The sequence below is a fragment of the Lutispora saccharofermentans genome (assembly GCF_024363565.1).
GTDB lineage: Bacteria > Bacillota > Clostridia > Lutisporales > Lutisporaceae > Lutispora > Lutispora saccharofermentans.
In genome coordinates, this window is record NZ_JAJEKE010000003.1 from 110,883 (window position 1) to 133,771 (window position 22,889).

Sequence of the window (22,889 nt, forward strand, 5' to 3'; positions counted from 1 at the left end):
AATATTATTGAACATATGAACAAGTATTCATACGTTCATATGTAAAAGGAGGTGCATTCATGGTGGATGATAAGACAAAGGTTGATTGCTGTGAGAGCAATATAATACATGAGGACATAGTAAAAAAAGTGCGTGACAATATGCCTGATGAGGATTTGCTTTATGACATCTCGGATCTTTTCAGGGTATTCGGCGACAGCACAAGAGTAAAAATATTGCATGTACTTTTTGAAGCGGAGATGTGTGTTTGTGATATTGCCGCTCTTTTGAATATGAATCAATCTGCAATTTCCCATCAGCTTAGAATATTAAAGGATGCAAGGCTTGTAAAAAACAGAAGAGACGGCAAAGTAATCTATTATTCCCTGGATGATGAACACGTAAAACATATATTCGACCAGGCGATGGCTCATATCAAGCATCGTTAGGGCAAATGGGCAGATGAGGTAACGGGGAAGACGGGAACCACTGAAAAACACTAAAATTCCGTGTAATTCCGTGAAAATTTCAGTGATAATCCGTGTTTACCGTAATATAAGACCTAAAAGGAATGCCCTGGCTCTCGCAACTCGCAACTATATTAAGGGGGAAAAAGTATGGAAGAGGTATTAAAGAGAGAATTCATAATCAAAGGGCTCCATTGCGCCAATTGTGCGGCGAAAATAGAGCGCGGAATTCAAAGCATCACGGGAGTTCACAAGGCTTCCATAGATTTTGTAGGCAGAAGATTGGTATTGGAATACAAAAATCCAAAGGATGCGGAAAGAATATTGGATGAAGCAATAAAAACTATTGATAGCATAGAGGACGGTGTTGAGATCATAGAAAAAAAATCGGCGATAAAAGAAGAGCCGGAGGAGAAAAATGAAATAAAGATGGAGATATGGAAGCTGGCTGCAGCACTGCTTATTTACGCACTGGCTCACATATTTAAATCCTCGGAGATTTTACGCCTTTCATTATTCGCGGCAGCCTACGTGCTGGCGGGAGGAGAGGTAGTATACAAGGCCTTCAGAAATCTTTTTAAGGGCAATGTATTTGATGAGAATTTCCTTATGACCATTGCCACCATCGGAGCCTTTGCAATAGGAGAATATCCTGAAGCCGCAGCGGTCATGATATTCTTTAATATAGGAGAGATATTCCAGGACATGGCAGTAGACCGGTCCAGAAGATCCATCAAAGCATTGATGAATATCAGGCCTGATCATGCAAATCTGGTACTGGACAATACGGTCCAGGAGGTATCTCCCGAGGATGTGCAGATAGGCGATATCATTTTGGTCAAGCCGGGTGAGAGGATACCCTTAGACGGAACTGTTGTAAAAGGCGAAGCATCTGTCGATACTGCTGCTCTTACGGGAGAATCGGCACCGAGAAGCATAAAAGCAGGAGATGTGGTTTTAAGCGGTTTCATAGTCAAGGATAAAATGATAACCTTAAAAGTAGATAAAGAATATTCTCAATCCACAGTTGCAAAAATACTTGATCTTGTAGAAAATGCTGCTCTGAAGAAAGCTCCTACAGAGAACTTCATAACCAAATTTGCAAAGGTATATACTCCTTTAGTAGTGTTCACTGCATTGGGAATAGCTTTGATACCATCCTTTATTTATGGCTTTGATACTTTCTCCCAATGGCTTTACAGAGCATTGATATTCTTGGTCGTATCCTGCCCCTGTGCTTTGGTGGTGTCCATACCCCTGAGCTTTTTCGGCGGTATCGGAGGAGCATCCAAGAAGGGCATCCTGGTGAAGGGCGGCAACTATTTAGAAGCCTTGAACAGCATCAATACAGTAGTATTTGACAAAACCGGCACACTGACCGAAGGGGTATTTAAAGTTAACGAAATAGTCAATGAAAAGGACTATCCTATAGAAGGAGTTCTTGAATATGCTGCAACTGCAGAAAGCTTTTCTGATCATCCAATAGCTCTCTCAATAAAGGAAGCCTATGGGAAAAGTGTAGACCTGTCAAAAGTTCTTCACCATGAGGATGTAACGGGCAAGGGTATAAAGGCCAAAACCGAGTGGGGAGAAATACTGGTAGGAAATGAAAAGCTTATGGAAAGCGAAGGCATCTCATATAAAGAGATTGACGCGCCGGGGACTATAGTTCATGTAGCTATAGAAGGCAATTATGCAGGATATATATTGATATCCGATAAGCCTAAGTCAGATGCCAAAGAAACCGTAAAAGCATTAAAGGAAGCAGGCGTTAAAAAAGTTGTAATGCTTACGGGAGACAACAAGGCAGCAGCTATGAATGTAAAGCAGGCCCTGGGCCTCGATGAAGCTTATTATGAGCTTCTCCCTCAGGAAAAGGTAGCCATGCTGGAAAAAATAAAGGGCGAGAAATCGGAAAAAGGGAATGTAGTGTTTGTAGGAGACGGTATAAATGATGCTCCTGTACTGACCATGGCAGATATAGGTGTCGCCATGGGCGGCCTTGGCTCGGATGCAGCTATAGAAGCCTCGGACATAGTGCTTATGACGGATGAACCTTCCAAGCTGGTTGAGGGCATCAAAGTCGCAGCCTTTACAAGAAAGATAGTATTGCAGAACATAGTATTTGCGTTGGGAGTAAAGCTTATAGTGCTGGTGATGGGAGCTTTGGGCTTTGCAACAATGTGGGAAGCCGTATTCGCAGACGTTGGTGTGGCGCTTATAGCAGTTTTGAACGCCATGAGAGTTGTAAGAAGCTAAAGCGATATGCTATTTTGCATCTATTGCTGTATTGTAAAGGGAGTTGGAAATCCAACTCCCTTTTACGGGTGATCATTACCTTTTGTAATCCATGCTGAGCTTGGAAATAGGCTTATACAAAGCTGCCGCTAATGGGAGGGCTACCAGCATACCGGCTGCGGAAGTTATGAGGGAACTGGGAATATTGAGCAATGCAGCCTCAAACTTGCCTGTCACTGATGTCCAGGCCGCCATGTATCCGGCTAGAGTCCAGGCGGCTCCTGCTATGATGGCTATGATGTTTTTAACCAGGCTTTTGCCTTCAGAGCCTCCTGAGTGGGCAATGCTTCCTACTACAAACCCTGCAATGCCTTTTATAAAGAAGGACCATAGGGTATAAGGGGAAAAGCCCATCAAAAGGTCAAAGAACGCTGAGCCTATTGCTCCTCCAAGGCCTGCATATACGCCGCCGAAAAGCAATGCCGCAGTATAAATAGCCGCTGATCCCATATGCACCATGGCACCATTGCCGTAGGGTATCTTTATGGTAGTGCCGATGGTGCAAAAAGCAGCCAGCATACCTATAATAACGATATCGTGAATTGAGAACTTTTTATTCATTTATGATTACCTCCTGTTATGATCATTAAAAACTCTGAATGCCAACTCCCGCAAATTCTTCATTGAGCATGCACAGCATGCCTTCCAACAAGATCCCTTCCCTGGCGGGGGTTCTTGCCTCATAGGTCCTGCCAACGGCTAAGGATACGAATCCGGTAGCTCTGGCCATAGCCTCCGGCAGATCACAACCCTGGAGAAGATATCCTGTCAATGTGCTCGCAAATATATCTCCTGTGCCGGGATATTGGGCAGGTATATATTTGTAGGGTATTTTCCAATAAAGATCGGCTTTTTTGCTGTATCCTATATTTACATGGCTCCCGGCTGTGGATTTAATGCTGGTAATGATAACGTTATCAGGCCCCATATAGGAAAGCCTCTTAAGATAACGCTTCATATCATGATCATCCATAGACTCCTGGCTGTAGCTTTCACCTAACAGGAAGCAGGCTTCGGTAAGGTTGGGGGTTATTACATCCGCCTTTTCCGCAAGAGTGCGCATTTCGTTTATTATGCTTTTGTCAAATATGCCATAAAGCTTTCCATGGTCAGCCATGACAGGGTCTATCACTATCAATTGGCCTTCGCTCTTCCTGAATTCATCTATAAAATTTCTGATCATGCCTGCCTGCTTTGCAGAGCCTAAAAATCCGCTGTATATGCAATCAAAATTGATGCTTTCATCTTTCCAGCTATCTATATAATCACCCAGTTCATCGGTAAGCTCATGAAAAAAGTAATTTTTAAAGCCTGCCGGATGGCTGCTCAGTATAGCGGTGGGCATAGGGCAAACCTGAATCCCCATAGATGAAAGCACAGGTATGATGACGGATAATGAACAGCGTCCAAAGCCTGTGATATCATGTATGGCAGCTGTCTTAGGTATAATACTTCTCATCGGATACCCCTCTCATGTTCATAAATTTTCCTCTTCAATTTTATTCTAAGGTACGCCATAATTATAATGAAGATGATAAAACAGCAAAAATGAGAATTATAGAAATATCTTATAAAGCGTATCGATACACAAAACTTTTTTACACAGTAGGGAGTCAATAAGATGTAGACAATAAGATGCGCATCTTAGAAAGGAGACCTTCATTTTATGGGGCATAAGTTACTGGATAAACTCCTGAAGGAAAATATCATAGACAACAAAGAAAAATACTACAGGCTGGCCTTTAGCTATGTTAAAAACGCCGATGATGCCTTGGATATTTTGCAGGAGTCTATATACAAGGCTTTCACCGGTATTGGCAAAATTCAAAACCCTGAATACATCAAGACCTGGTTTTATAGGATCGTAGTCAATACCTCCATAGATTTTCTGCGTAAAAACAAAAAAGCTGTTGCAGTAGATTCAGATATTCTAGAAAGCCATATAAAGGCTGAAGAGGATTTATATGAGGACATAGATTTACATAGGGCTATAGAAACACTTAAGCCGGATTATAAAAGCATAATAATCCTCAGATATTTTGAGGATTTAAAGATTGAAGAAGTAGCAGAAATATTAGGTGAAAATGTAAACACGATAAAAACTCGATTATACAGGGCTCTCAAGCTTTTAAGAGTTCAAATGGAAGAAAACATCTAGGAGGGATTATATGTCTAAATCTGATATGGAAAGGCTGAAAGAGGAATACATGAATATTGAAATACCAAAGGAGTTGGATTTTATGGTGAAAAAGGCAATAAAGGATGGATTAAAAAAGAATTACAAAAAAAATAGATATAAATGGATGGCTGGCGCTGCAGCTTCAGCGGTTATATTTACTGCAAGCCTGAATGCAAGCCCTGCCTTTGCCAATGCATTATCCGGAGTCCCTGTTGTCGGCAATATAGTTAAGGTTCTCACCTTCAGAGAATACAAGCTTCAGGAGGATACCTACAACGCGGATATAAAAGTCCCCGCTATAGAAGGCCTGGAGGATGAAAAGCTGCAGAGCAGCCTTAATGAAAAGTATCTGGAAGAGAATAAGAAGCTATATGAAGATTTTACAGCAGAAATAGAAGAACTAAAGAAAAACGGAGGAGGCCATATGGGAGTAGACTCCGGTTACCAGATAAAGACCGATAACGAAAGGATTCTTGCCATAGGAAGATATGTGGTAAACACGGTAGGGTCTTCATCCACCGTCTTCAAATATGACACTATAGATAAGAAAAATCAGATACTTATCACATTGCCGTCCCTGTTTAAGGATGAAAGCTATGTGGATATCATCAGTGAAAACATTAAAATCCAGATGAGGGAGCAGATGAAAGAAGACGAAGGAAAGACCTATTGGGTATCCGATGCAGGTATGGAAAATCCTATAGAGCCCTTTGAAAGGATTTCTAATGAGCAAAGCTTTTATATAAATGATGACAGCAAGCTGGTGATTTCCTTTGACAAGTATGAGGTGGCTCCGGGATACATGGGTGTCATAGAATTTGTAATACCCACCGAAGCGATAAAGGATATATTGGCAGGAGATGAATATATAAAATAAAAGTGGCTTTGCCACTTTTATTTTAGCCACTAGCCACTAGCCACTAGCCACTAGCTTCTGGCTTCTAGCATTGGGGTACTCCATAACCCCATGACCCCAGCGGAAATCCCTGGCTCCTGAGCTCTGAGTTCTGAATCCTGAGTTTTATATTATCCTCCAAGGGTTATATCCTGATGATCATACCACTCTAATGCGTTCCAGAAATGCTCGGGCTTAAAATCCGGCCAATAATCATCGATGACATAAAAATCCGAGTAAATGGACTGGACAGGCAAGAATCCGCTGAGCCTACGCCTTCCTCCCCAGCGTATGATCAAATCTACCCTTGATATATCTTTGGATTTTATATAATCATTTATATTTTTTTTAGTGTTCTTGGCCATCTTCAGGTAGTTCAAATCCCATTCCCAGCCGTAGTTCACCAGGAAATTGACTTTCATTCCGCCGGTGCCGAAGGTTTTTCTTATAGTATAGGGAAGCAATTCTTCGGGAAACATGGGAGAGTCGCTATTGCCGATAACCAGCAAATCTGCATCCTCTTTTGAGAGCATCTCTACAGCATGTATGCATGCACCGCTAAAGGCTTTCCGCTGCTCTGCCGGCCTTTTGGTATTATCCACAGTAAAGCCGTAATAGGTCAATTCCTTTACGCCTGACTGCTGACACAGCTTAAAAAGCTCCAGTCCCGGACCGGTTCCTATCATATATCCCTTTTCCTTGGACATTCCCTTTGATTCCGCCCATCTTCTGTTTCCATCGGGTATTATGCCTATATGCTCAGGTATTCTCAAATCAAATCACCTCAAGCATATTATTTGCCCGAAATCAATAACTAATCCTTTTATTTTTGCTTCTTGATCCCTAAATCGATTATAAGCTTTCCGTCTGCCAAGGTGAATATTTGGCTGCTGCATGCACCGCTTTTTAACACATCCTTGACCAGGTTCGTTCTCCTATATGCGGACAGCAATAGCCCCGTGAGCATCATATTTACTGTAAAACCTGTGCCCCCATAGGAAACGAAAGGAAGGATGCCATCCATGACTATGACACCGGTATTGGAGAGTACATAAAAGACAATTTGTCCTGTAATAGCTATACAACAGGAAAGGGAAAGCAAAAATCCAAATGCATTTTTCTGCTTGGCTGCTACACCAAACATGCGTATGATCAGGAGGAGCATCACTGCAATTATGGCTAATCCTGCTATATAGCCTAAGCTTGAGAAAACATAAGTAAGAGTGAAATCTGTTTGCCAGCCCGGCAGCAGCCTATGGATATCCATTCCGGCCATATCTCCATCCAGCACAGCCTTGCCTAAAGGTCGGGAAGAAGAGATCAACCTTTTTACCATGAGATGCTGATAACCATAGCCATTGGGATCAGCCTCAGGATGCATCATAAAGCTGAATCTCCTTGCAAGAGGGCCATATAGTGCTGATATACATGCAACAGTGACCGCTAAGGTTGGAATATACACAATAGCAAGGCCCGCTCTTTTGCTACCGCCAAAATAACCCCTGTTTATTGCCGAAGTTAAGATGACCAGGCAGCCGATAGTGAGAAATAAAAGACCGGAAAAGGTCGGAGCCAGAAGGCACATGATTGCACCGCCTGTATAAAAAATGCCTGAAATGATAATTCCGAAATATCCTTTATTTCTGAGGCCATATATCACTCCCGAAAAAGCAGGCATAAAAAGCAGGGCATAGTAGTAAATATGCCTGTATGCTCCATGAATCCTGGCAAGAATAAAGAAGCCTAAAATTGCAGCAGCCATAAGAGAGAAATATACAAGCTTTGAATAGCGTCCGATAAGCATATAATCAAAAAAGTATGTAAAAACAAAAGCTGCTATGCCCAAGGGGGCGTATATAAGAAAATTTGAAAATGCTTGGGCATTATTCGGGGAAACGGCCGATAAGAAAAACTGTACAAATCCTCCGATTCCGGTCAGCACCAGTACTAATGCGAGTATTGACCATTCGATTTTCGGGCTATGTGCCTGATTCAGCTGCCGGCCTATCAATACCGGATCTCCCATTTGCTGCAACGCTTTTAGCGAAGCATTTTCAGCATCCATACCTTCAGAAATATACTCATCCTTTAAGCAGGCTATATGATCTGAAAGCTCATCTTTTATGCTGCTGTGTACAGTTTTGAAGCGAACCTGACCGCAAACCGCATCTAAAAAATCTTCCATGCTTCTGTCATATGGTTGCATAGTTCAGCCCTCCTAAAACCTTATTCACTGCCGAAGCATAAGCTTCCCACTCAGCTTTTTTCTCTTGAAGCAACTTATGTCCTGACACCGTAAGGTGGTAGTATTTTCTGGGCCTTGCAGTATCTGTCTCAGTATCGTAGGACTCTATAATACCCTGCTGCTCTAAAGCATGGAGTATAGGATACAAGGTGCCTGCCTTCAGTGCAAAGATATTCTGGGAGCGCTTATCCAATTCCTCAATCATTTGATATCCGTACATATCCTCGTTCTGGAGCAAACCAAGTATCAACATGGTTGTATTGCCCGATACAAGGCTTTTGGAAGCTTTCATAAAAATCACATCCTAAAAAATAATATATCGATAATCTATATATACTATATATAGATTATCGATATATGTCAATACATTTCTAAGACTAATATATTTCTACTCTCCCATATTCAAAATTATCCGGAGCACGGCCTATGCGTCCGCCTTCCTCTACAGTCCATCCATCCATATGGCACTTGTAATTGAAGCCTCCGTCATCTTTGGCTGTGGCATAGATGACTATGCTGTCGCCAACCTTGCATGGAATCTTGTAATTTGAAAACATTATATGATATCTGCCGTATTCAGGACTATCCTTCCACTCCATTGGTATTGTGTCAATAAGATTGCCGTTCAGCTCTATGTTGAGAACTGCTTCTTTTAACACAGGTGCGTTGCCTTCGCTCTTGAAGTGTTGGACCAATTCGAAACCATGGCTCATGACAATCCCTTCACTGCCAAATCTCATAGATCCCCCCAGAGGACGAGCTTCTATCTGAGCGGCAAACTTCTCAGCAATCGGATAGATGCTTTCCAGCTTTTCTGTTTTTTTGCTCTTACCATCATCGATCACCAAGTCCAGATCTGCTGTATCAAATATTGACACATTCACCTTTGCAGTAAAAGTTACACCGTCCGCTGTTTCCGCAGGGATGAGCTGAGGGCTGTCTTTACCGGCCTTTAAAAGGAAGAAAAGCTTTTCATCTTGATTATAAACTTTGGGCTTTACACTAAGCATATAATCAGCCTTTTTGTCCTTATGGTCCATATATTCATATTTAAATTCATTTACCAGGCTGGCCTCTTTTTTCAGCATCTCGTCTATTCTATACATGCTGCTGGATACGGTGTTTTGTACGGAATGACTGATAGAGTTTACGTTATTTTGCAAGCTTTGGATTTGATTTTTCATTGCCATTAAATCCAAAGCCGTCTTAGCATTGAGCAGCAATGATGCTATGAGCACTGCTGCTGCCCATTTTGGCAGTTTCACAATGTTGACCTCCTTTATCAAGCAATTTATTCGATTTTCAAGAACAGTTCGCACACAGGGCAGTTCGCATCAGCAGGAGATACGCTTGTGTATATTTAGACGTTAATAATAGCATATTTTCCTCTCGCTTACATTATAACATCAAATTAAAAAAAGTTTCTTTGTGAAAAATCTAGATAAATCGCACTAAATATTTTACAAAACTGTCATTCTGAACGGAACAAAGTGGAGTGAAGAATCTGGCTAAGATTCTTCGCATACGCTCAGAATGACGGCATATGCCTTTTTAAAACTACAAATGCATTTAATGCGTTATATCTATAAACATTAATGCGGATAAAAAGGGCATATTATTTTTGCATGGAACTTTTAAAATAGGGAGGCGTCTAATTAAACGAGATTTCATTCAGTGAGGGATAAAAGTCCACCGCTGAATGTTAGTTTAATCTGTTGTGCTACTGATAAAAGAGTGCATTGTGAAGGAGCTTAGAGTTTGTTAGTTTTGACGCAACCCTATACAAGCTTACAAAGTCTTAACTCTGGAGCATTTGCAATCGTTATCAGCTAGCATAACGAGTTAGTTTAGTGGTCAATGCGATTATAGATTAACCTTAGGAGGTGTTTATGTGAAAAATAGAAAAATTATCATGATTATAGCAACAGCAGCCGTATTAAGCCTTGCCAGCCTGACTTTTGCAGACCCGGTCATAAAATTGGTCTTAAACGGACAGGAATTGAAAACCGATGTTGCACCGATGCCTGCCGATAACAGGGTAATGGTGCCTATGAGAGTTATATCCGAAGCCCTTGGAGCAAATATAGATTGGGATGCTAAGACCAATTCCGTCATCATAGATTCAAGCGCATTGGAAGCACAGAAAATGCGCATAAATCTTTTGGAGCAGGCTCTGGAACCTAAAACCCAGCTCGATGCCATCAATTCATATGCAGAGGCTGTAAAGATGAGAAACGGGGCATGGCAGTACGCCATTATGTCACCGGAGCTTAAGAAAGAGAATTATGAAGGTTTTGTATCATTCAACTGGGTAACAGGAGCATCAAGTCCCTGGATTGAAAGCTACGAAATAAAAGAGCAGTATAAATCCAATGAAGCATACAGATATGAAGTGGAATTCACCTATACAGATTCGACAAACTCAAAATTTACACAAAAAGTATATGTCACTGTGAAGGAGTTTGACGGGACCTGGCTGGTTTCTGCTATTGAAGGTGTTGACGTAAAGGGCAAAATCACAAAGTTGACTTATGAAGGCAAAAAGCTCAAGAGCATATTTGTAGAAGCCGATAAACCTCAAGTTGGCACCTACGATAAAGCTACTGTGCTGATAGGAGAGAACACTAAAATATATAAGGGCTATTCAGACGTAGAACTTAAGCCTACTGACCTGAAAGAGGGAATGCAGGTTGAAGTGGACTTTGTTGACGGTCCTATGATAATGATTTATCCGCCCCAGGCTGAGGCAAAGACAATAAGAGTAATCGAATAAGGAGAAGAAATCAAAGCCGGTAATGATGAACCTTGATCATCGTTACCGGCTTTTTAAATATATATATATGTACATTTTCCCTTTAGTGGTAATATATATATATACATATATATATCGTTAGTGAGGAGGGGTTAATTTGAGAAAAGAGATTGAAAAGGTGCTGGGCATGCTGAAGGAGAAAGGGGTAGATTACGGAGACATCAGGGTAGTTGACACCGTCAGGGAATCTATTTCTACCGAGGACATGAAGGTAGAAAGCATCGACAATTCGAGAAGCCGCGGTGCAGGAATAAGGGTCATCCTGGATGGCTCCTCGGGCTTTGCATGCACCCAGGATCTAGACAAGCTCATGGATACTGCAAATAGCGCGATTGAAATTGCAAAAGCCGGCAGGATACTTCAGAAAGAAAAGATAGCTTTATCTAAAAAAGAAGCAGTGGTGGATGAATATTCCACCCCTATCGAAATAGATTCTTTTACTGTATCCAAGGCTGATAAGATCCAACTGCTCCTTAATGCAGAAAGGGCTATGAGGGGAGCAGCAGAATTGAGCAGGACCAAAGCATCCATGGATTTCCAAAGACAGGATAAGATATATGCGGACACTGAAGGAAGCTATATAGTCCAAAAATTATATGAATCAGGGGCCGGTATAGAGGCCATCGTAAAGTCGGATGAGGATTCTCAGACAAGGACCTATCCAAATTCCTTCAGAGGAAATCATGCCACGGCAGGCTATGAATATGTATTGTCCTTGAATCTGGTAGAGAATGCAGCAGATATTGCCGTTGGGGCAAGGAAGCTTATCGATGCTGAGGAATGCCCGTCCGGTTATTATGATATAGTCATTGACGGCTCCCAGCTCGCATTGCAAATACATGAGAGCATAGGCCATGCTGTTGAGCTGGATAGGATCTTCGGCTCTGAAGCAGCTTTTGCAGGCATGAGCTTTTTGACACCCGATACCATGAATGAAAACTTCAGGTATGGCTCGGATCATGTGACCGTAGTGGCTGATGCCACCGTGCCAAGGGGGTTGGGAAGCTTTGGCTATGATGATGACGGCATCAAGGGCCAGAGGACCGTGATCATAGATAAGGGAATATTGAAGAATTATATCACATCCAGGGATACTGCAGCGAAAATCGGATTGAAGTCAAATGGAACCAATAGGGCGGACGGGTGGTCAAATATCCCCATCGTGAGAATGACAAACATAAGCCTTTTGCCCGGAAACTATGAGCTTGATGAGCTCATAAAGGGGATAGATAACGGCTTCTACTTTTGCACCAATAAAAGCTGGAGCATTGATGATAAAAGGCTTAATTTCCAATTTGCCTGTGAGATAGCTCATGAGATAAAGGACGGAAGGCTGACGGGCAAAATATACAAGAACCCCATATATACAGGCATAACTCCAAAGTTTTGGGGAAGCTGCGACGGTGTTTGCAATGAAAAACACTGGGTTTTATACGGAACTCCCAATTGCGGTAAAGGCCAGCCCATGCAGGTAGCCCATGTAGGCCATGGAGCTGCACCCGCAAGATTTAGAAATATTAAGGTAGGTGTCAGGGATGTTGAATAAAAAAGAAGCCTATGATTTGATCGATAAGGTATTGACCTATTGCAGCCATTATACTATGGTGACTGTAAATTCCCAGGAGGAGGGGCTTACCAGGTTTGCTAATTCCGAGATACACCAAAATGTTTTCAAGGCTGATAATTCGGTTGAGATAATCGTATATGAGGGGAAAAGGCAATCAAAGATCTCAACAAATATATTGGATGATGAATCCTTAAGGGAAATGGTGAGGACAGCAGAAGAAAATTTAAGATACATGCCTGAAGGGGAGTTTGAGATGCCGGAAGTTGCTTCTCCCCTTGAAATTGCATGTGAGGAATACGATGAGGAGCTGGAAGGAAAGTTTGGCATAACCAATAGGGCGGCCCTTATTAAAGCGAGCATCAATACCTTGGACAGCGGCTTTACAGGCTCCGGCGCATTATCCCTGACTAAAACGGCTATAGCCATTGGCAATACCAAGGGCATAAGAAGATATGCAAGGCTCGATTCGGTAAACTTCAATACCGTGGTGACTCATGAAAGCGGAGCTTCGGGCTGTACTGAGTATTCGACGAATAAGGCCGGCAATATGGATGTCATGCAGCTATTCAAAATAGCATATCTTAAGGCAAAGGCAGCCCTAAACCCCACCTCCATAGAGCCCGGCAGCTATACTGTGATCCTGGAGCCTTTAGCGGTGGGAGAGCTGTTGAACTATATGAATTACTGCGGCTTTTCGGCCAAATCCGTATACACAGGCATGAGCTATCTTACGGGCAAGAAAGGACAGAAGGTTTTCGGGGATAACATAAGCATTTATGACGATAAGGATGATGAGAACACATTCAGAATTCCTTTTGACTTCGAGGGCTATGAGAGGAAGAGGCTGAACATAATCGATAAGGGCATAGCAAAAGACCTGGCCTATGACACGAAGAGCGCCTTAAGAGAGGGCGTAGAGACCACAGGACACAGCATAGGAGACTCGTCTCTGGGAGGATTCCCGGTAAATCTTGTAATGGAAAATGGGGATAAGAGCATAGAAGACATCATTAAAGAAGCCGACAATGCCATTCTTGTTACTAGGTTCCATTATATGAATATAGTAGATCCAAGACAGGCAGTTCTCACCGCCCTGACAAGGGACGGCTTGTACATGATAAAGAACGGGCGGATAAGCCATGCTGTAAAAAATATGAGATTTACGGAGAGCATGCTCAAGGCTTTTAACAATGTTGCGGAAATATCCAAGGAAAGGGTAAAGGTGCCCGGATTTTTTGGAGTGGTCTATGTGCCTGCACTTAAGATAGAGAACTTCCATTTTACCGGTAAAACCGAGTAATTAAATAAAGAGGAGACGGAGTAACGGAAACCACTGGTGCTTTTTTAGTGGTTTCCGTTACTTATCCGAAGTCCTCTTTCTGTCATTGTTATAAAAACCCAGCAGCCTTGTCATCCTGAGGGCTATGCCCGAAGGATCTAATTTGAGATTCTTCAGTCATAGGCTCCTTCAGAATGGCGGCATACACCTTTTTAACTGTTAATACCAACTGATTTCATGCATAACATATATTCTATATCTCTCTCAAGAAGCAGTTATATGCTCTATAAGTTTCATATAGATCAGCCTTGCTTATAACTTCCCAAGGAGCATGCATATTTTGTACGGCAACCCCGCAATCGATTACATCCATATTATAATTCGCCATTATATAGGCTATTGTGCCTCCGCCGCCTTGATCCACCTTGCCCAGCTCAGCGGTTTGCCAGGTGACGCCGTTCTTGTTCATTATCCTTCTTATCTCTGCGATGAATTCCGGATTTGCATCATTGCAGCCGCCTTTACCTCTTGAACCTGTATACTTGTTGAAAGCGATTCCTTTGCCTAAATATGCCGTATTCATTTTATCCGATACACTGGGATAATTCGGGTCATGGGCTGCAGATACATCACTGCTCAGCATCTTTGAGCCGGTCAAGCATCTTCTGAGCTTTATATCGCTATAGCCTTCCTTTAGGGAAATGATTTCGGCCAATGTATTTTCAAAGAACTTGGAATGCATACCACTGGCTCCGACGCTTCCTATTTCTTCTTTATCCACCAGAATGCATGCTAAGGTTTTTTTGCTGTTGTCAAGCTCTGCAATGGCTCTGAAGGATGTATAGGAGCAGACCCTGTCATCATGTCCATATGCCATTATCATGCTTCTATCCAATCCATAATCTCTGGCCTTTCCTGCCGGTACTATTTCCAGCTCTGCGGAAACAAGATCCTCTTCACAGATATTATATTTTTCATTTAAAAGCTTTAATATGTTTTTCTTGACCCTTTCTTTGGCATCCTTGTCTTTAACCGGAATGCTTCCAGCTAGAATATTTAAATCCTCACCTTCAATTCCCTCATCCATTGTTTTCTTCATCTGATCCTTGGCAAGATGAGGCAGCAGGTCAGAAATACCGATCACAGGGTCGTTATCATCTTCACCTATAGAGACTTCTATCTTCTGCCCATTTTCCAATATTATTACGCCATGCATGGCTAAAGGAATTGAAACCCACTGATATTTCTTTATTCCTCCGTAATAATGAGTCTTGAGCAAGGCCAGATCTGAATCCTCATATAGGGGGTTTTGCTTTAAGTCTAACCTGGGAGAGTCTATATGAGCGCCGAGGATAGCCAATCCATTTTCAATATCCTCTTCGCCGATCACATACAGCACTATGGCTTTATCCCTGTTGTTTGAATAAACCTTATCCCCTGCTTTCAGCCTGCCGTTGCTTTTGATTATCTCGTCCAAATTGCGGAAGCCCGAAATTTTCGCAAGGCGGATGATCTCTGCGGCGCATTTCCTTTCGGTTTTAGCCTTGGACATAAATTCCCGGTAGTCATCAGCAAACCGAAAAACCTTGTTTAAGCCCTCATCATCATATTTGTCCCAGGCTAATTGGGACTTTCTTTCTAAGTTTTCCATATCAATTCTCCTCCCACTCACCAAAATATGATCACATAAATATTCTAATTCTTTTTATGCATTAAAACAATATTGGTATTAATGTATTTATTCGATAGCAGCATATTTCCTGCTGAAGCTTCATGGCCTTCGGGAGCAGCAAGTGCTCAAGCTTTGAACGAGACTTCATTCAGAGGGGGATTCAACCCCCACTGAATGTTAGTCGAGTCCATACTGGACTTAGCCGCTCTTGGTACCCGCCGCCTATAGAGGCGGGGGTCTTAGAGCGGGTTAGTTCAGTGATCGAAGCAGGAGTTGAAGTAATTGATGAGTTATCTATGGCTATTGAGAAATTAAATAAATATAATGACATTGACGTTATAATGATGGATTGTATAGGCTATAATCAAGATATGAAAAGCAAAGTATCTATGGGAACCGGAAAGCCGGTTGTTCTTGCTAGAACTATGATAGCAAGGGTGCTGGGAGAAATGCTTAATCAATAATGAGGTGATGATTATGAGCAAAAAATCTGGTTATAGAATTGTGATCGAGAATTGCATGGATGTCAAAAAAGATGAAATGGTATTAGTATTGACAGATGATAAGGGGCTTTTATCGGTAACCTAATGTGTTAGGTAAGGAACATTTTGAACAAATGATTGATAGATAAAGGACTCATAAGCAGGATTATGAAAGAATCTATGTAGCACATATTCAAAGAGGTGAATATGAATGAATGATGATATAAAAAATATAATAGTAGATATGAAAAAAGTTAAAACAGATTATGCTCAAGAAAGCTTATCTGTTGAAGAAGTGCTTAATCTTCCAACACTTAATGGCTATAAGTTACTGGCAGGAGGTACAGGCCTTCAAAAAAGATGCAAAAATATGACTATACTTGAAACGCCTGAGGGTATTAGCTGGTTACAAGGGGAAGAGTTCTTAATTACCGCGGGATATGCCTTTACAAATAATGAACATTTTAAAAAAGCAATGCTGATTGATGCGAATTGCAGAGGCGTATCAGCTATTGCAATAAAAGAAAATAGATATTTTGGCGAGATTAGTCAAGAATTGATTGAGCAAGCTAATAAATTTGAAATACCCCTTATACAAATTCCTTATGATGTTATTTATACTAGCGCAATAGCTAGTTTTTATAACATGCTTTTTTATAGAAAAAATGAATATATCCTAAAGCTGAATGATATTTATGAGAAGCTGTTGAATTTATCTTTTGAAAACAAGGATATTGACGGTATTATATATTCTTTGTCAAATCTATCTAATTCCAATGTATTTCTATTTGATGGTTCTTTAAATCTAATGTGCTATAATATTATCAATGCCAGCAGTTTTGATAGGCTGTCTGCCATTAGCCCATTTAATAAAAGGGGTATTGAGTTAATAAGGCATATTAAGGATTATACGTTAAATGAAGAGCTTTATGGCTCATTTGTCAGCATGTATCCAATATTAATCAGAAATAAAAATGTTGCGTATGTATATATCATTAATGATTTTAAATTAGACAAGCTTGCACAAAGCTCTATAGAGTATGGGATTTCTATTATAGCTATGAAACTGGAACTAGATCAGACTACAAGTATTGCTAAAACACGAATAAACAAAACATTGCTTGAGATTATGTTAAATAACAATAAGCTTCCTGATGGATTCTACCAAAATGCGGAATTGAATCTAAACTGGAATTACGAAGGTTTTATTTTTGGGTTATGTATCAAACTTTATGTTAAAGAAGATAATAATATTGAGGATTGCAAGTTCATTATATACAATTGTTTAAATAATATAATTGAGAAAAACAATTATTTATCCACTGACAAAAACACTGAAATCTTTCTTTTTATTAAGATTAATTCAGGATGCTATTTAGAAGATTTTATTTCTAGCCTGGTAGAGCGCATCAAAATTTATGAAGATATATTTACTTATTCCATAGGTGTTTCTAAACCATATAAAGATATTAGAAGCATAAAAAGACTATATGATGAAGCCTATTTAGCAATACTTTTCAGCAATTGCGATATCATTTATTATAATACTCTTGATACAATTAAGCTGCTTTATCCTTTGAAGGAGGACAAGAAAATTCAAGAATATTACAACAGAACTATAAAGAAACTTGAGAAGTATGATGAGGAACACGGAACCAATCTATTGGAAACCATAGAGGTATATTTAAAATACAATCTAAAAAAGACAACTGTTTCCAGAAAACTATATATTCATGTTGAGACGTTGAGGTATAGGCTCAACAGAATAGAAGAGATAACAGGTTATTCTTTAGATGACAGTGAAGGTTTATTTGCCTTGCAGCTGGGGATTAAGCTTAAAAGATTAATAAAAGTAAATTAAAAATAAGGTCTATTTATTTATGACTTCTCATAAACAAATAGACCTTATTTTTATGTTTTTGTCTGATTGTTAAGTAATGATTAAATCATTACAATATTCAGTAAATAAGCGGTATCGCTTTTATGCAATACCGCGATTAATAAAGGAGGATTAACATGTTAGCAAAAGACCTCAAAAAAACAACTTATGTAAAGGGTGAAAAGGAAAGAATCAGTGCTTTTGAAGCCCCTACTTTCATCTTGGGAGTTGTATTGTCTGTTTTATCAGCAATAATTTGCATGCAAATTATTGGCAAGGTTGGGGTTACTCCAAACACCTCTCTTATAGGTGCAATCGTAGCAATGGTAATTGCTAGAATGCCAATTAAATCGTTTTTAAGATTTAGATCCTTGGAGAGGCAAAACTTGATACAAACTACGGTTTCTGCTGCAGGATTTTCTGCTGCAAACTGTGGCTTTCTTACCCTGGCAATTTTCTTTGTAATGGGAGAGACTAATTTTATAGTTCCAATGGCTATTGGTTCATTAATTGGTGTAGTTACCTCAATATTTGTTGTAGGGAAGATATTTGATAGCAGTATATTTCCAGCAGAAGGATCATGGCCTCCTGGAGTAGCAACTGCACAAGCTATTGAAGCTGGCGATGAGGGTGGCGAGAAAGGAAAGAGATTATTACAGGGTGTTATTTTAGGTGCAGTCGCTAGTTATTTTAAATTACCTGCTGCAGGTATTGGTATTGTATTTATTGCTAATATCTTTTCAATGGCAGCTTTGGGTATTGGATTACTTATTAGAGGTTATTCTGGAGTTTTCTTTAGTGGTCTTGACTTAGGAAAAACATATATTCCTCATGGCATTATGATTGGTGCAGGTGTTATGGCTCTTATTCAGTCAATGAAAGTTATTCTAAAAGGTAAGAATAAAGACAAAGGTGCACCAGTAAACTATACACAATCTGATGAAGCAACTAAGAAGAACTTAGTTATGGGAATAGTTTTGTTCTTAACGGGGGCTTTAGTATTAGCTATTGCTTCGGGTATTACATCTCAACTTGGTGGTGCTAAACTTATACTTTGGTTAATCTGGGCTACATTTTCAGCTACTGCTGCTATGCTTTTAGTTGGAATGGCAGCAATGCACTCAGGATGGTTTCCTGCTTTTGCAATAACTACTATATTTATGACAATTGGTATATTCTTTGGTTTTCCAATTGTTCCACTTGCATTACTAACTGGATATGTAAGCTCCGTTGGACCATGTTTTGCTGATATGGGATATGACCTTAAAACAGGTTGGATTTTAAGGGGCAAGGGAGAAGACAAAGAATATGAATTATATGGAAGAAAGCAACAAGTTATCATAGAGCTAATTGGTGGTGTTATTGGAATAATCGTTGTATTACTAACCATGAATCTGTATTTTGAAGCTGATTTAATACCACCGGTAAGTAGGGTATTTGCTACTACTGTTTCAGCTGGTGCGGATACCTCACTATTAAAAACATTATTAATATGGGCTGTTCCGGGATTTCTATTACAGCTTGCTTTTGGTCCTTCAAGAATGGTAGGAGTCTTATTTGCTACTGGTTTGCTTATAAAGAATCCAATATACGGTATAGGTGTTTTGATCGCAGTAATAGTACGTCTAATCTTTGGTACCAAATTTATGGAAATCAGAGATGCTGGTTTAATAGCAGGAGATGGCTTGTATGGATTCTTTAGTGCTTTGCTTAAAGCATTAATATAGAATTTCGGGAGATGAGGAAATGAAAGATAGTTATAATATTGGGCTTATTAGAGTAGTCACATTCCCACAGGGAGATTTGCTAAACCTTCATGGCAAAATAATAGAAAGATATTATCCTATGCTTAAAGTAACTTCAAGATGTATACCGGATCAACCTTATGGAATACACGACGAAGAGACTGAATTACTTGCAGTTCCTAAAATAATTGAGCTTGCAAAGGGATGGAAGGATATTGATGCTCTAGTAATTAGCTGCGCTGGAGATCCTGCTGTTAAGGAACTGAGACAAATATTAGATATACCGGTAATAGGTGCAGGTGAGAGCACTGCCCTGTTAGCTCTGCGATATGGACAGGTATTTGGTGTTTTAGGCATTACTAAAGAGATTCCAAATGCTTATACTAGAATCTTGGGCAACAATATAGTCGGGACTTGTGATGTACCAGGTATTGTATCAACCATAGACTTAATGGCTAAAACAGGAAAAGAAAAGGTAATTAATAAGGCACTTGAACTTAAGTCCATGGGTGCTGAGGTAATTTCGCTTGCATGCACCGGAATGGCAACCATAGGTGTTGCTAAAGACATTGAAGATGCCTGTGGCATTCCTGTTATTGACCCTGTTATTGCTGAAGGTTTAATCACTTATTATGAATGTATAAAAAAGTAAAAGAATGAGGTGATGGGATGAAACTTAATAAGGAGATGCTAAAGTATGCCCTAGTAGGTGGCACCATTCTTGGTGGAGGCGGAGGTGGTTCTAAGGAACTAGGGGAGGCTTCTGGGAGTATTGCATTAGATTATGGAGATTTAAACCTAACTGATATTTCTGAAGTTCCAGATGACACTTTGATCGTTACTACTTCAGCCGTAGGTGCACCTGCTGCAGTTGATAAGTATGTAAAACCTAGAGACTATGTGAGAACCATGGAGGTCTTACAGGAAAATACTGGTTTTAAAATTGGGGGCATTATCACTAACGAAAACGGAGGAGCAGCAACAATTAATGGATGGATACAAGCAGCTATACTAAATATTCCACTAATAGATGCTCCGTGTAATGGAAGAGCACATCCTACTGGAACAATGGGTAGCATGGGACTTAATAATGTTTCAGGATTTATATCCTATCAGGCATATGCTGGTGGAAACCCTAATTTAGGAAATAGGGTAGAAGGCTTTATTAGTGGGGATATATTCAAAGCTTCCACAATGGTTAGACAAGCTGCTGTTCAGGCTGGCGGATTAGTTGCTGTTGCTAGAAATATAGTAGATGCCAAGTATGTTAAAGAAAACGGAGCCATAAAAGGTATTAGCCATGCTATTGAAACAGGCAAAAGGTTTTATAAAGGATTGGAGACCTCTCCACGTGATGCTATAGAAGCTGTTGCAGAGTTTTTAAATGGAGAAATAGTTGCTGAGGGGGTAGTTTATGGATTTGAGCTTGTTACAAAGGGTGGATTTGATGTTGGTAAAATTAACATAGATGGTATCGAGATGACATTTTGGAATGAGTATATGACACTAGAACATGGAAATAAGAGATTATATACTTTCCCAGATCTTATTATGTCATTTGATAAGGCTTCCGGAATGCCTATTACTACTGCAGAAATTAAAAAAGGCATGAACATTGCAATTATAGGAACAAAGAAAGAAAATATAAAGCTTGGTGCTGGTATGCATGATTTAAACTTGCTTAAGGAAATAGAACCTATAGTTGATAAAGAAGTTATAAAATATCTTTAATTGGAGGAATATTATGTTATTAAAACAAATTTTAGATGTATATGAATATATTGATACTGCAACAGCTAATGGGCAAATGATGAAAAAGTATATGGAATCACTTGGTGCAAAAGATGTTGAGGTCAAGATTATCAATGGAGATAAAGGAAAGACTGATTTTATTAGAATTAGAATTCCCGGACTAAAGGGTAAGTCTAAGGGAATGGATGCTCCCACTCTTGGAGTGCTTGGCAGATTGGGAGGAATTGGAGCAAGACCCGAAATGATCGGAATGGTATCAGATGCCGATGGTGCTGTGGTTGCTTTGGCTGTTGCAGCGAAGCTGCTTGATATGCAAAACAAGGGTGATTTCCTCGATGGAGATGTAATAATATCTACGCATATTTGTCCTGATGCTCCGACTCAACCACATAAACCAGTGCCTTTTATGGGTTCTCCTGTTGATATGGCTACAGTTAACAGGGAAGAAGTGAATGGAGAACTGGATGCCATATTATCAATCGATACAACTAAGGGCAACAATGTTATTAATCACAGAGGATTTGCCATTTCTCCTACTGTAAAGGAAGGATATATATTAAAAACAAGCAATGACTTGCTAGATATCATGCAAACTACAACGGGAAAATTACCAGTTGTATTCCCAATTACTACTCAAGATATTACTCCTTATGGTAATGATGTTTATCATATAAACAGTATCCTACAGCCATCTACTGCAACTACTGCACCTGTTGTAGGAATTGCAATAACTGCTGAGGTTGCTGTACCGGGTTGTGCTACAGGTGCAAGTCATCCATTTGATTTGGAGCAAGCTGCCAGATTTACAGTTGAGGTTGCTAAGGCATATGGAAGAGGTAACTGTAACTTTTTTGACGAGGCGGAGTTTGCGAAATTAACTAAACTGTATGGCAGTATGCATCATATTCAAACCCTGGGAAAAGCGGAGGTATAATATGAAAAAAAAATTAGGTGCTATTACTATTGGTCAATCACCAAGAATCGATGTTATACCAGAGATGCTGCCATACTTGGGGGAAGATGTTGAGGTAATTCAGGCTGGAGCTTTGGATGGTCTGACATATGAGGAAATACTGCAATTTGAACCTGAAGAGAATGATTATGTATTGGTATCAAAGTTAAGAGATGGAAGAAGCGTAAGATTTGCTGAAAGATATATATTGCCAAGGCTGCAAAATTGTATTAATAAGCTAGAGGCTGAGGGCGCAGATGTGATTTTGTTTATTTGTACCGGTGTATTCCCTGATATATTTAAATCTTCAAAGCCTGTTTTGTACCCGCAGAAAATACTGCATGGAGTTGTTCCCAGACTGGTTGATAAGGGAAAGCTGGCAGTGATTACTCCTGATCAAGATCAGATAATTCAGAGCCAAAAGAAATGGAGTGAAGCTGGAGTTGAAGTAATTGTGGTAAAAGGTTCGCCCTATGCTGAGGAAGATGAGTTATCTGTAGCTATTGAGGAATTAAATAAATATAATAGTATTGACATTATAGTGATGGATTGTATAGGCTATAATCAAGATATGAAAAGCAAAGTATCTATGGGAACCGGAAAGCCGGTTGTTCTTGCTAGAACTATGATAGCAAGGGTGCTGGGAGAAATGCTTAATCAATAATGAGGTGATGATTATGAGCAAA

Annotated in this window: 21 protein-coding genes; 14 read left to right on the forward strand and 7 right to left on the reverse strand. The window is 40.1% G+C overall.

Translation table 11 applies throughout. The features are described from left to right. Window positions 1-59 precede the first annotated feature (59 nt). Both LJD61_RS05485 and LJD61_RS05490 read left to right on the forward strand, forming a co-directional pair. Window positions 60-428, forward strand: coding sequence for an ArsR/SmtB family transcription factor (locus tag LJD61_RS05485; RefSeq protein ID WP_303740670.1), 369 nt, complete (start codon window positions 60-62; stop codon window positions 426-428). Between the two features lie 168 nt (window positions 429-596). Continuing rightward, window positions 597-2,705, forward strand: coding sequence for a heavy metal translocating P-type ATPase (locus LJD61_RS05490; protein WP_255226514.1), 2,109 nt, complete (start codon window positions 597-599; stop codon window positions 2,703-2,705). 75 nt (window positions 2,706-2,780) lie between these two features. Here the strand turns inward: LJD61_RS05490 and LJD61_RS05495 are convergent, their stop codons facing one another. After that, window positions 2,781-3,305 (reverse strand): ECF transporter S component, encoded by a 525-nt coding sequence (locus tag LJD61_RS05495; RefSeq protein WP_255226515.1) that lies wholly within the window; start codon window positions 3,303-3,305, stop codon window positions 2,781-2,783. A 25-nt stretch (window positions 3,306-3,330) separates the two neighbouring features. Continuing rightward, entirely contained in the window at window positions 3,331-4,203 is an 873-nt protein-coding gene (locus tag LJD61_RS05500; protein WP_255226516.1) for a pyridoxamine kinase, read from the reverse strand. Between the two features lie 207 nt (window positions 4,204-4,410). On the opposite strand from LJD61_RS05500, the gene LJD61_RS05505 reads away from it, so the two are divergent. Together LJD61_RS05505 and LJD61_RS05510 are read left to right on the forward strand one after the other, a co-directional pair. After that, window positions 4,411-4,902: a sigma-70 family RNA polymerase sigma factor gene (locus LJD61_RS05505; RefSeq protein ID WP_255226517.1), complete on the forward strand. Its 492-nt coding sequence runs from the start codon at window positions 4,411-4,413 to the stop codon at window positions 4,900-4,902. 10 nt (window positions 4,903-4,912) lie between these two features. Then, entirely contained in the window at window positions 4,913-5,800 is an 888-nt protein-coding gene (locus LJD61_RS05510; protein ID WP_255226518.1) for an RsiV family protein, read from the forward strand. 149 nt (window positions 5,801-5,949) lie between these two features. Here the strand turns inward: LJD61_RS05510 and LJD61_RS05515 are convergent, their stop codons facing one another. The 4 genes from LJD61_RS05515 to LJD61_RS05530 form a co-directional block, all read right to left on the reverse strand. Then, window positions 5,950-6,591 carry an undecaprenyl diphosphate synthase family protein gene (locus LJD61_RS05515; RefSeq protein WP_255226519.1) on the reverse strand — a complete coding sequence of 214 codons (642 nt, stop codon included), beginning with the start codon at window positions 6,589-6,591 and terminating at the stop codon, window positions 5,950-5,952. 50 nt (window positions 6,592-6,641) lie between these two features. Beyond that, window positions 6,642-8,024, reverse strand: coding sequence for an FtsW/RodA/SpoVE family cell cycle protein (locus tag LJD61_RS05520; RefSeq protein ID WP_255226520.1), 1,383 nt, complete (start codon window positions 8,022-8,024; stop codon window positions 6,642-6,644). After that, entirely contained in the window at window positions 8,011-8,355 is a 345-nt protein-coding gene (locus LJD61_RS05525; RefSeq protein ID WP_255226521.1) for a PadR family transcriptional regulator, read from the reverse strand. The genes LJD61_RS05520 and LJD61_RS05525 overlap by 14 nt, the downstream gene beginning before the upstream one ends. A gap of 85 nt (window positions 8,356-8,440) precedes the next feature. After that, entirely contained in the window at window positions 8,441-9,328 is an 888-nt protein-coding gene (locus LJD61_RS05530) for a hypothetical protein (protein WP_255226522.1), read from the reverse strand. 626 nt (window positions 9,329-9,954) lie between these two features. Here LJD61_RS05530 and LJD61_RS05535 point away from each other — a divergent pair. The 3 genes from LJD61_RS05535 (at window position 9,955) to LJD61_RS05545 (ending at window position 13,742) form a co-directional block, all read left to right on the forward strand. Continuing rightward, window positions 9,955-10,836 (forward strand): copper amine oxidase N-terminal domain-containing protein, encoded by an 882-nt coding sequence (locus LJD61_RS05535; RefSeq protein WP_255226523.1) that lies wholly within the window; start codon window positions 9,955-9,957, stop codon window positions 10,834-10,836. A 136-nt stretch (window positions 10,837-10,972) separates the two neighbouring features. Continuing rightward, on the forward strand, window positions 10,973-12,421 hold the full coding sequence (locus LJD61_RS05540) for a TldD/PmbA family protein (protein WP_255226524.1): 1,449 nt from the start codon (window positions 10,973-10,975) through the stop codon (window positions 12,419-12,421). Beyond that, window positions 12,411-13,742 carry a TldD/PmbA family protein gene (locus LJD61_RS05545; RefSeq protein ID WP_255226525.1) on the forward strand — a complete coding sequence of 444 codons (1,332 nt, stop codon included), beginning with the start codon at window positions 12,411-12,413 and terminating at the stop codon, window positions 13,740-13,742. The genes LJD61_RS05540 and LJD61_RS05545 overlap by 11 nt, the downstream gene beginning before the upstream one ends. A gap of 232 nt (window positions 13,743-13,974) precedes the next feature. On the opposite strand, the gene LJD61_RS05550 is transcribed toward LJD61_RS05545, so the two are convergent. Beyond that, window positions 13,975-15,372 (reverse strand): aminopeptidase, encoded by a 1,398-nt coding sequence (locus LJD61_RS05550; RefSeq protein WP_255226526.1) that lies wholly within the window; start codon window positions 15,370-15,372, stop codon window positions 13,975-13,977. 278 nt (window positions 15,373-15,650) lie between these two features. Here LJD61_RS05550 and LJD61_RS20470 point away from each other — a divergent pair, with 278 nt between their 5' ends. The 7 genes from LJD61_RS20470 (at window position 15,651) to LJD61_RS05585 (ending at window position 22,867) form a co-directional block, all read left to right on the forward strand. Beyond that, window positions 15,651-15,857 carry an AroM family protein gene (locus tag LJD61_RS20470; protein ID WP_255226527.1) on the forward strand — a complete coding sequence of 69 codons (207 nt, stop codon included), beginning with the start codon at window positions 15,651-15,653 and terminating at the stop codon, window positions 15,855-15,857. 229 nt (window positions 15,858-16,086) lie between these two features. Next, on the forward strand, window positions 16,087-17,736 hold the full coding sequence (locus LJD61_RS05560; protein ID WP_255226528.1) for a PucR family transcriptional regulator: 1,650 nt from the start codon (window positions 16,087-16,089) through the stop codon (window positions 17,734-17,736). A 155-nt stretch (window positions 17,737-17,891) separates the two neighbouring features. Then, on the forward strand, window positions 17,892-19,481 hold the full coding sequence (locus LJD61_RS05565; protein WP_255226529.1) for an OPT/YSL family transporter: 1,590 nt from the start codon (window positions 17,892-17,894) through the stop codon (window positions 19,479-19,481). Between the two features lie 19 nt (window positions 19,482-19,500). Continuing rightward, on the forward strand, window positions 19,501-20,151 hold the full coding sequence (locus tag LJD61_RS05570) for an aspartate/glutamate racemase family protein (protein WP_255226530.1): 651 nt from the start codon (window positions 19,501-19,503) through the stop codon (window positions 20,149-20,151). A 17-nt stretch (window positions 20,152-20,168) separates the two neighbouring features. After that, window positions 20,169-21,230: a DUF917 domain-containing protein gene (locus LJD61_RS05575; RefSeq protein ID WP_255226531.1), complete on the forward strand. Its 1,062-nt coding sequence runs from the start codon at window positions 20,169-20,171 to the stop codon at window positions 21,228-21,230. Window positions 21,231-21,243: 13 nt separating this feature from the next. Next, complete coding sequence (locus tag LJD61_RS05580) at window positions 21,244-22,185, forward strand: DUF1177 domain-containing protein (protein WP_255226532.1); 942 nt, start codon at window positions 21,244-21,246, stop codon at window positions 22,183-22,185. A gap of 1 nt (window position 22,186) precedes the next feature. Next, window positions 22,187-22,867, forward strand: a complete 681-nt coding sequence (locus tag LJD61_RS05585; protein ID WP_255226533.1) for an AroM family protein — start codon at window positions 22,187-22,189, stop codon at window positions 22,865-22,867. The last annotated feature ends 22 nt before the right edge of the window (window positions 22,868-22,889 follow it).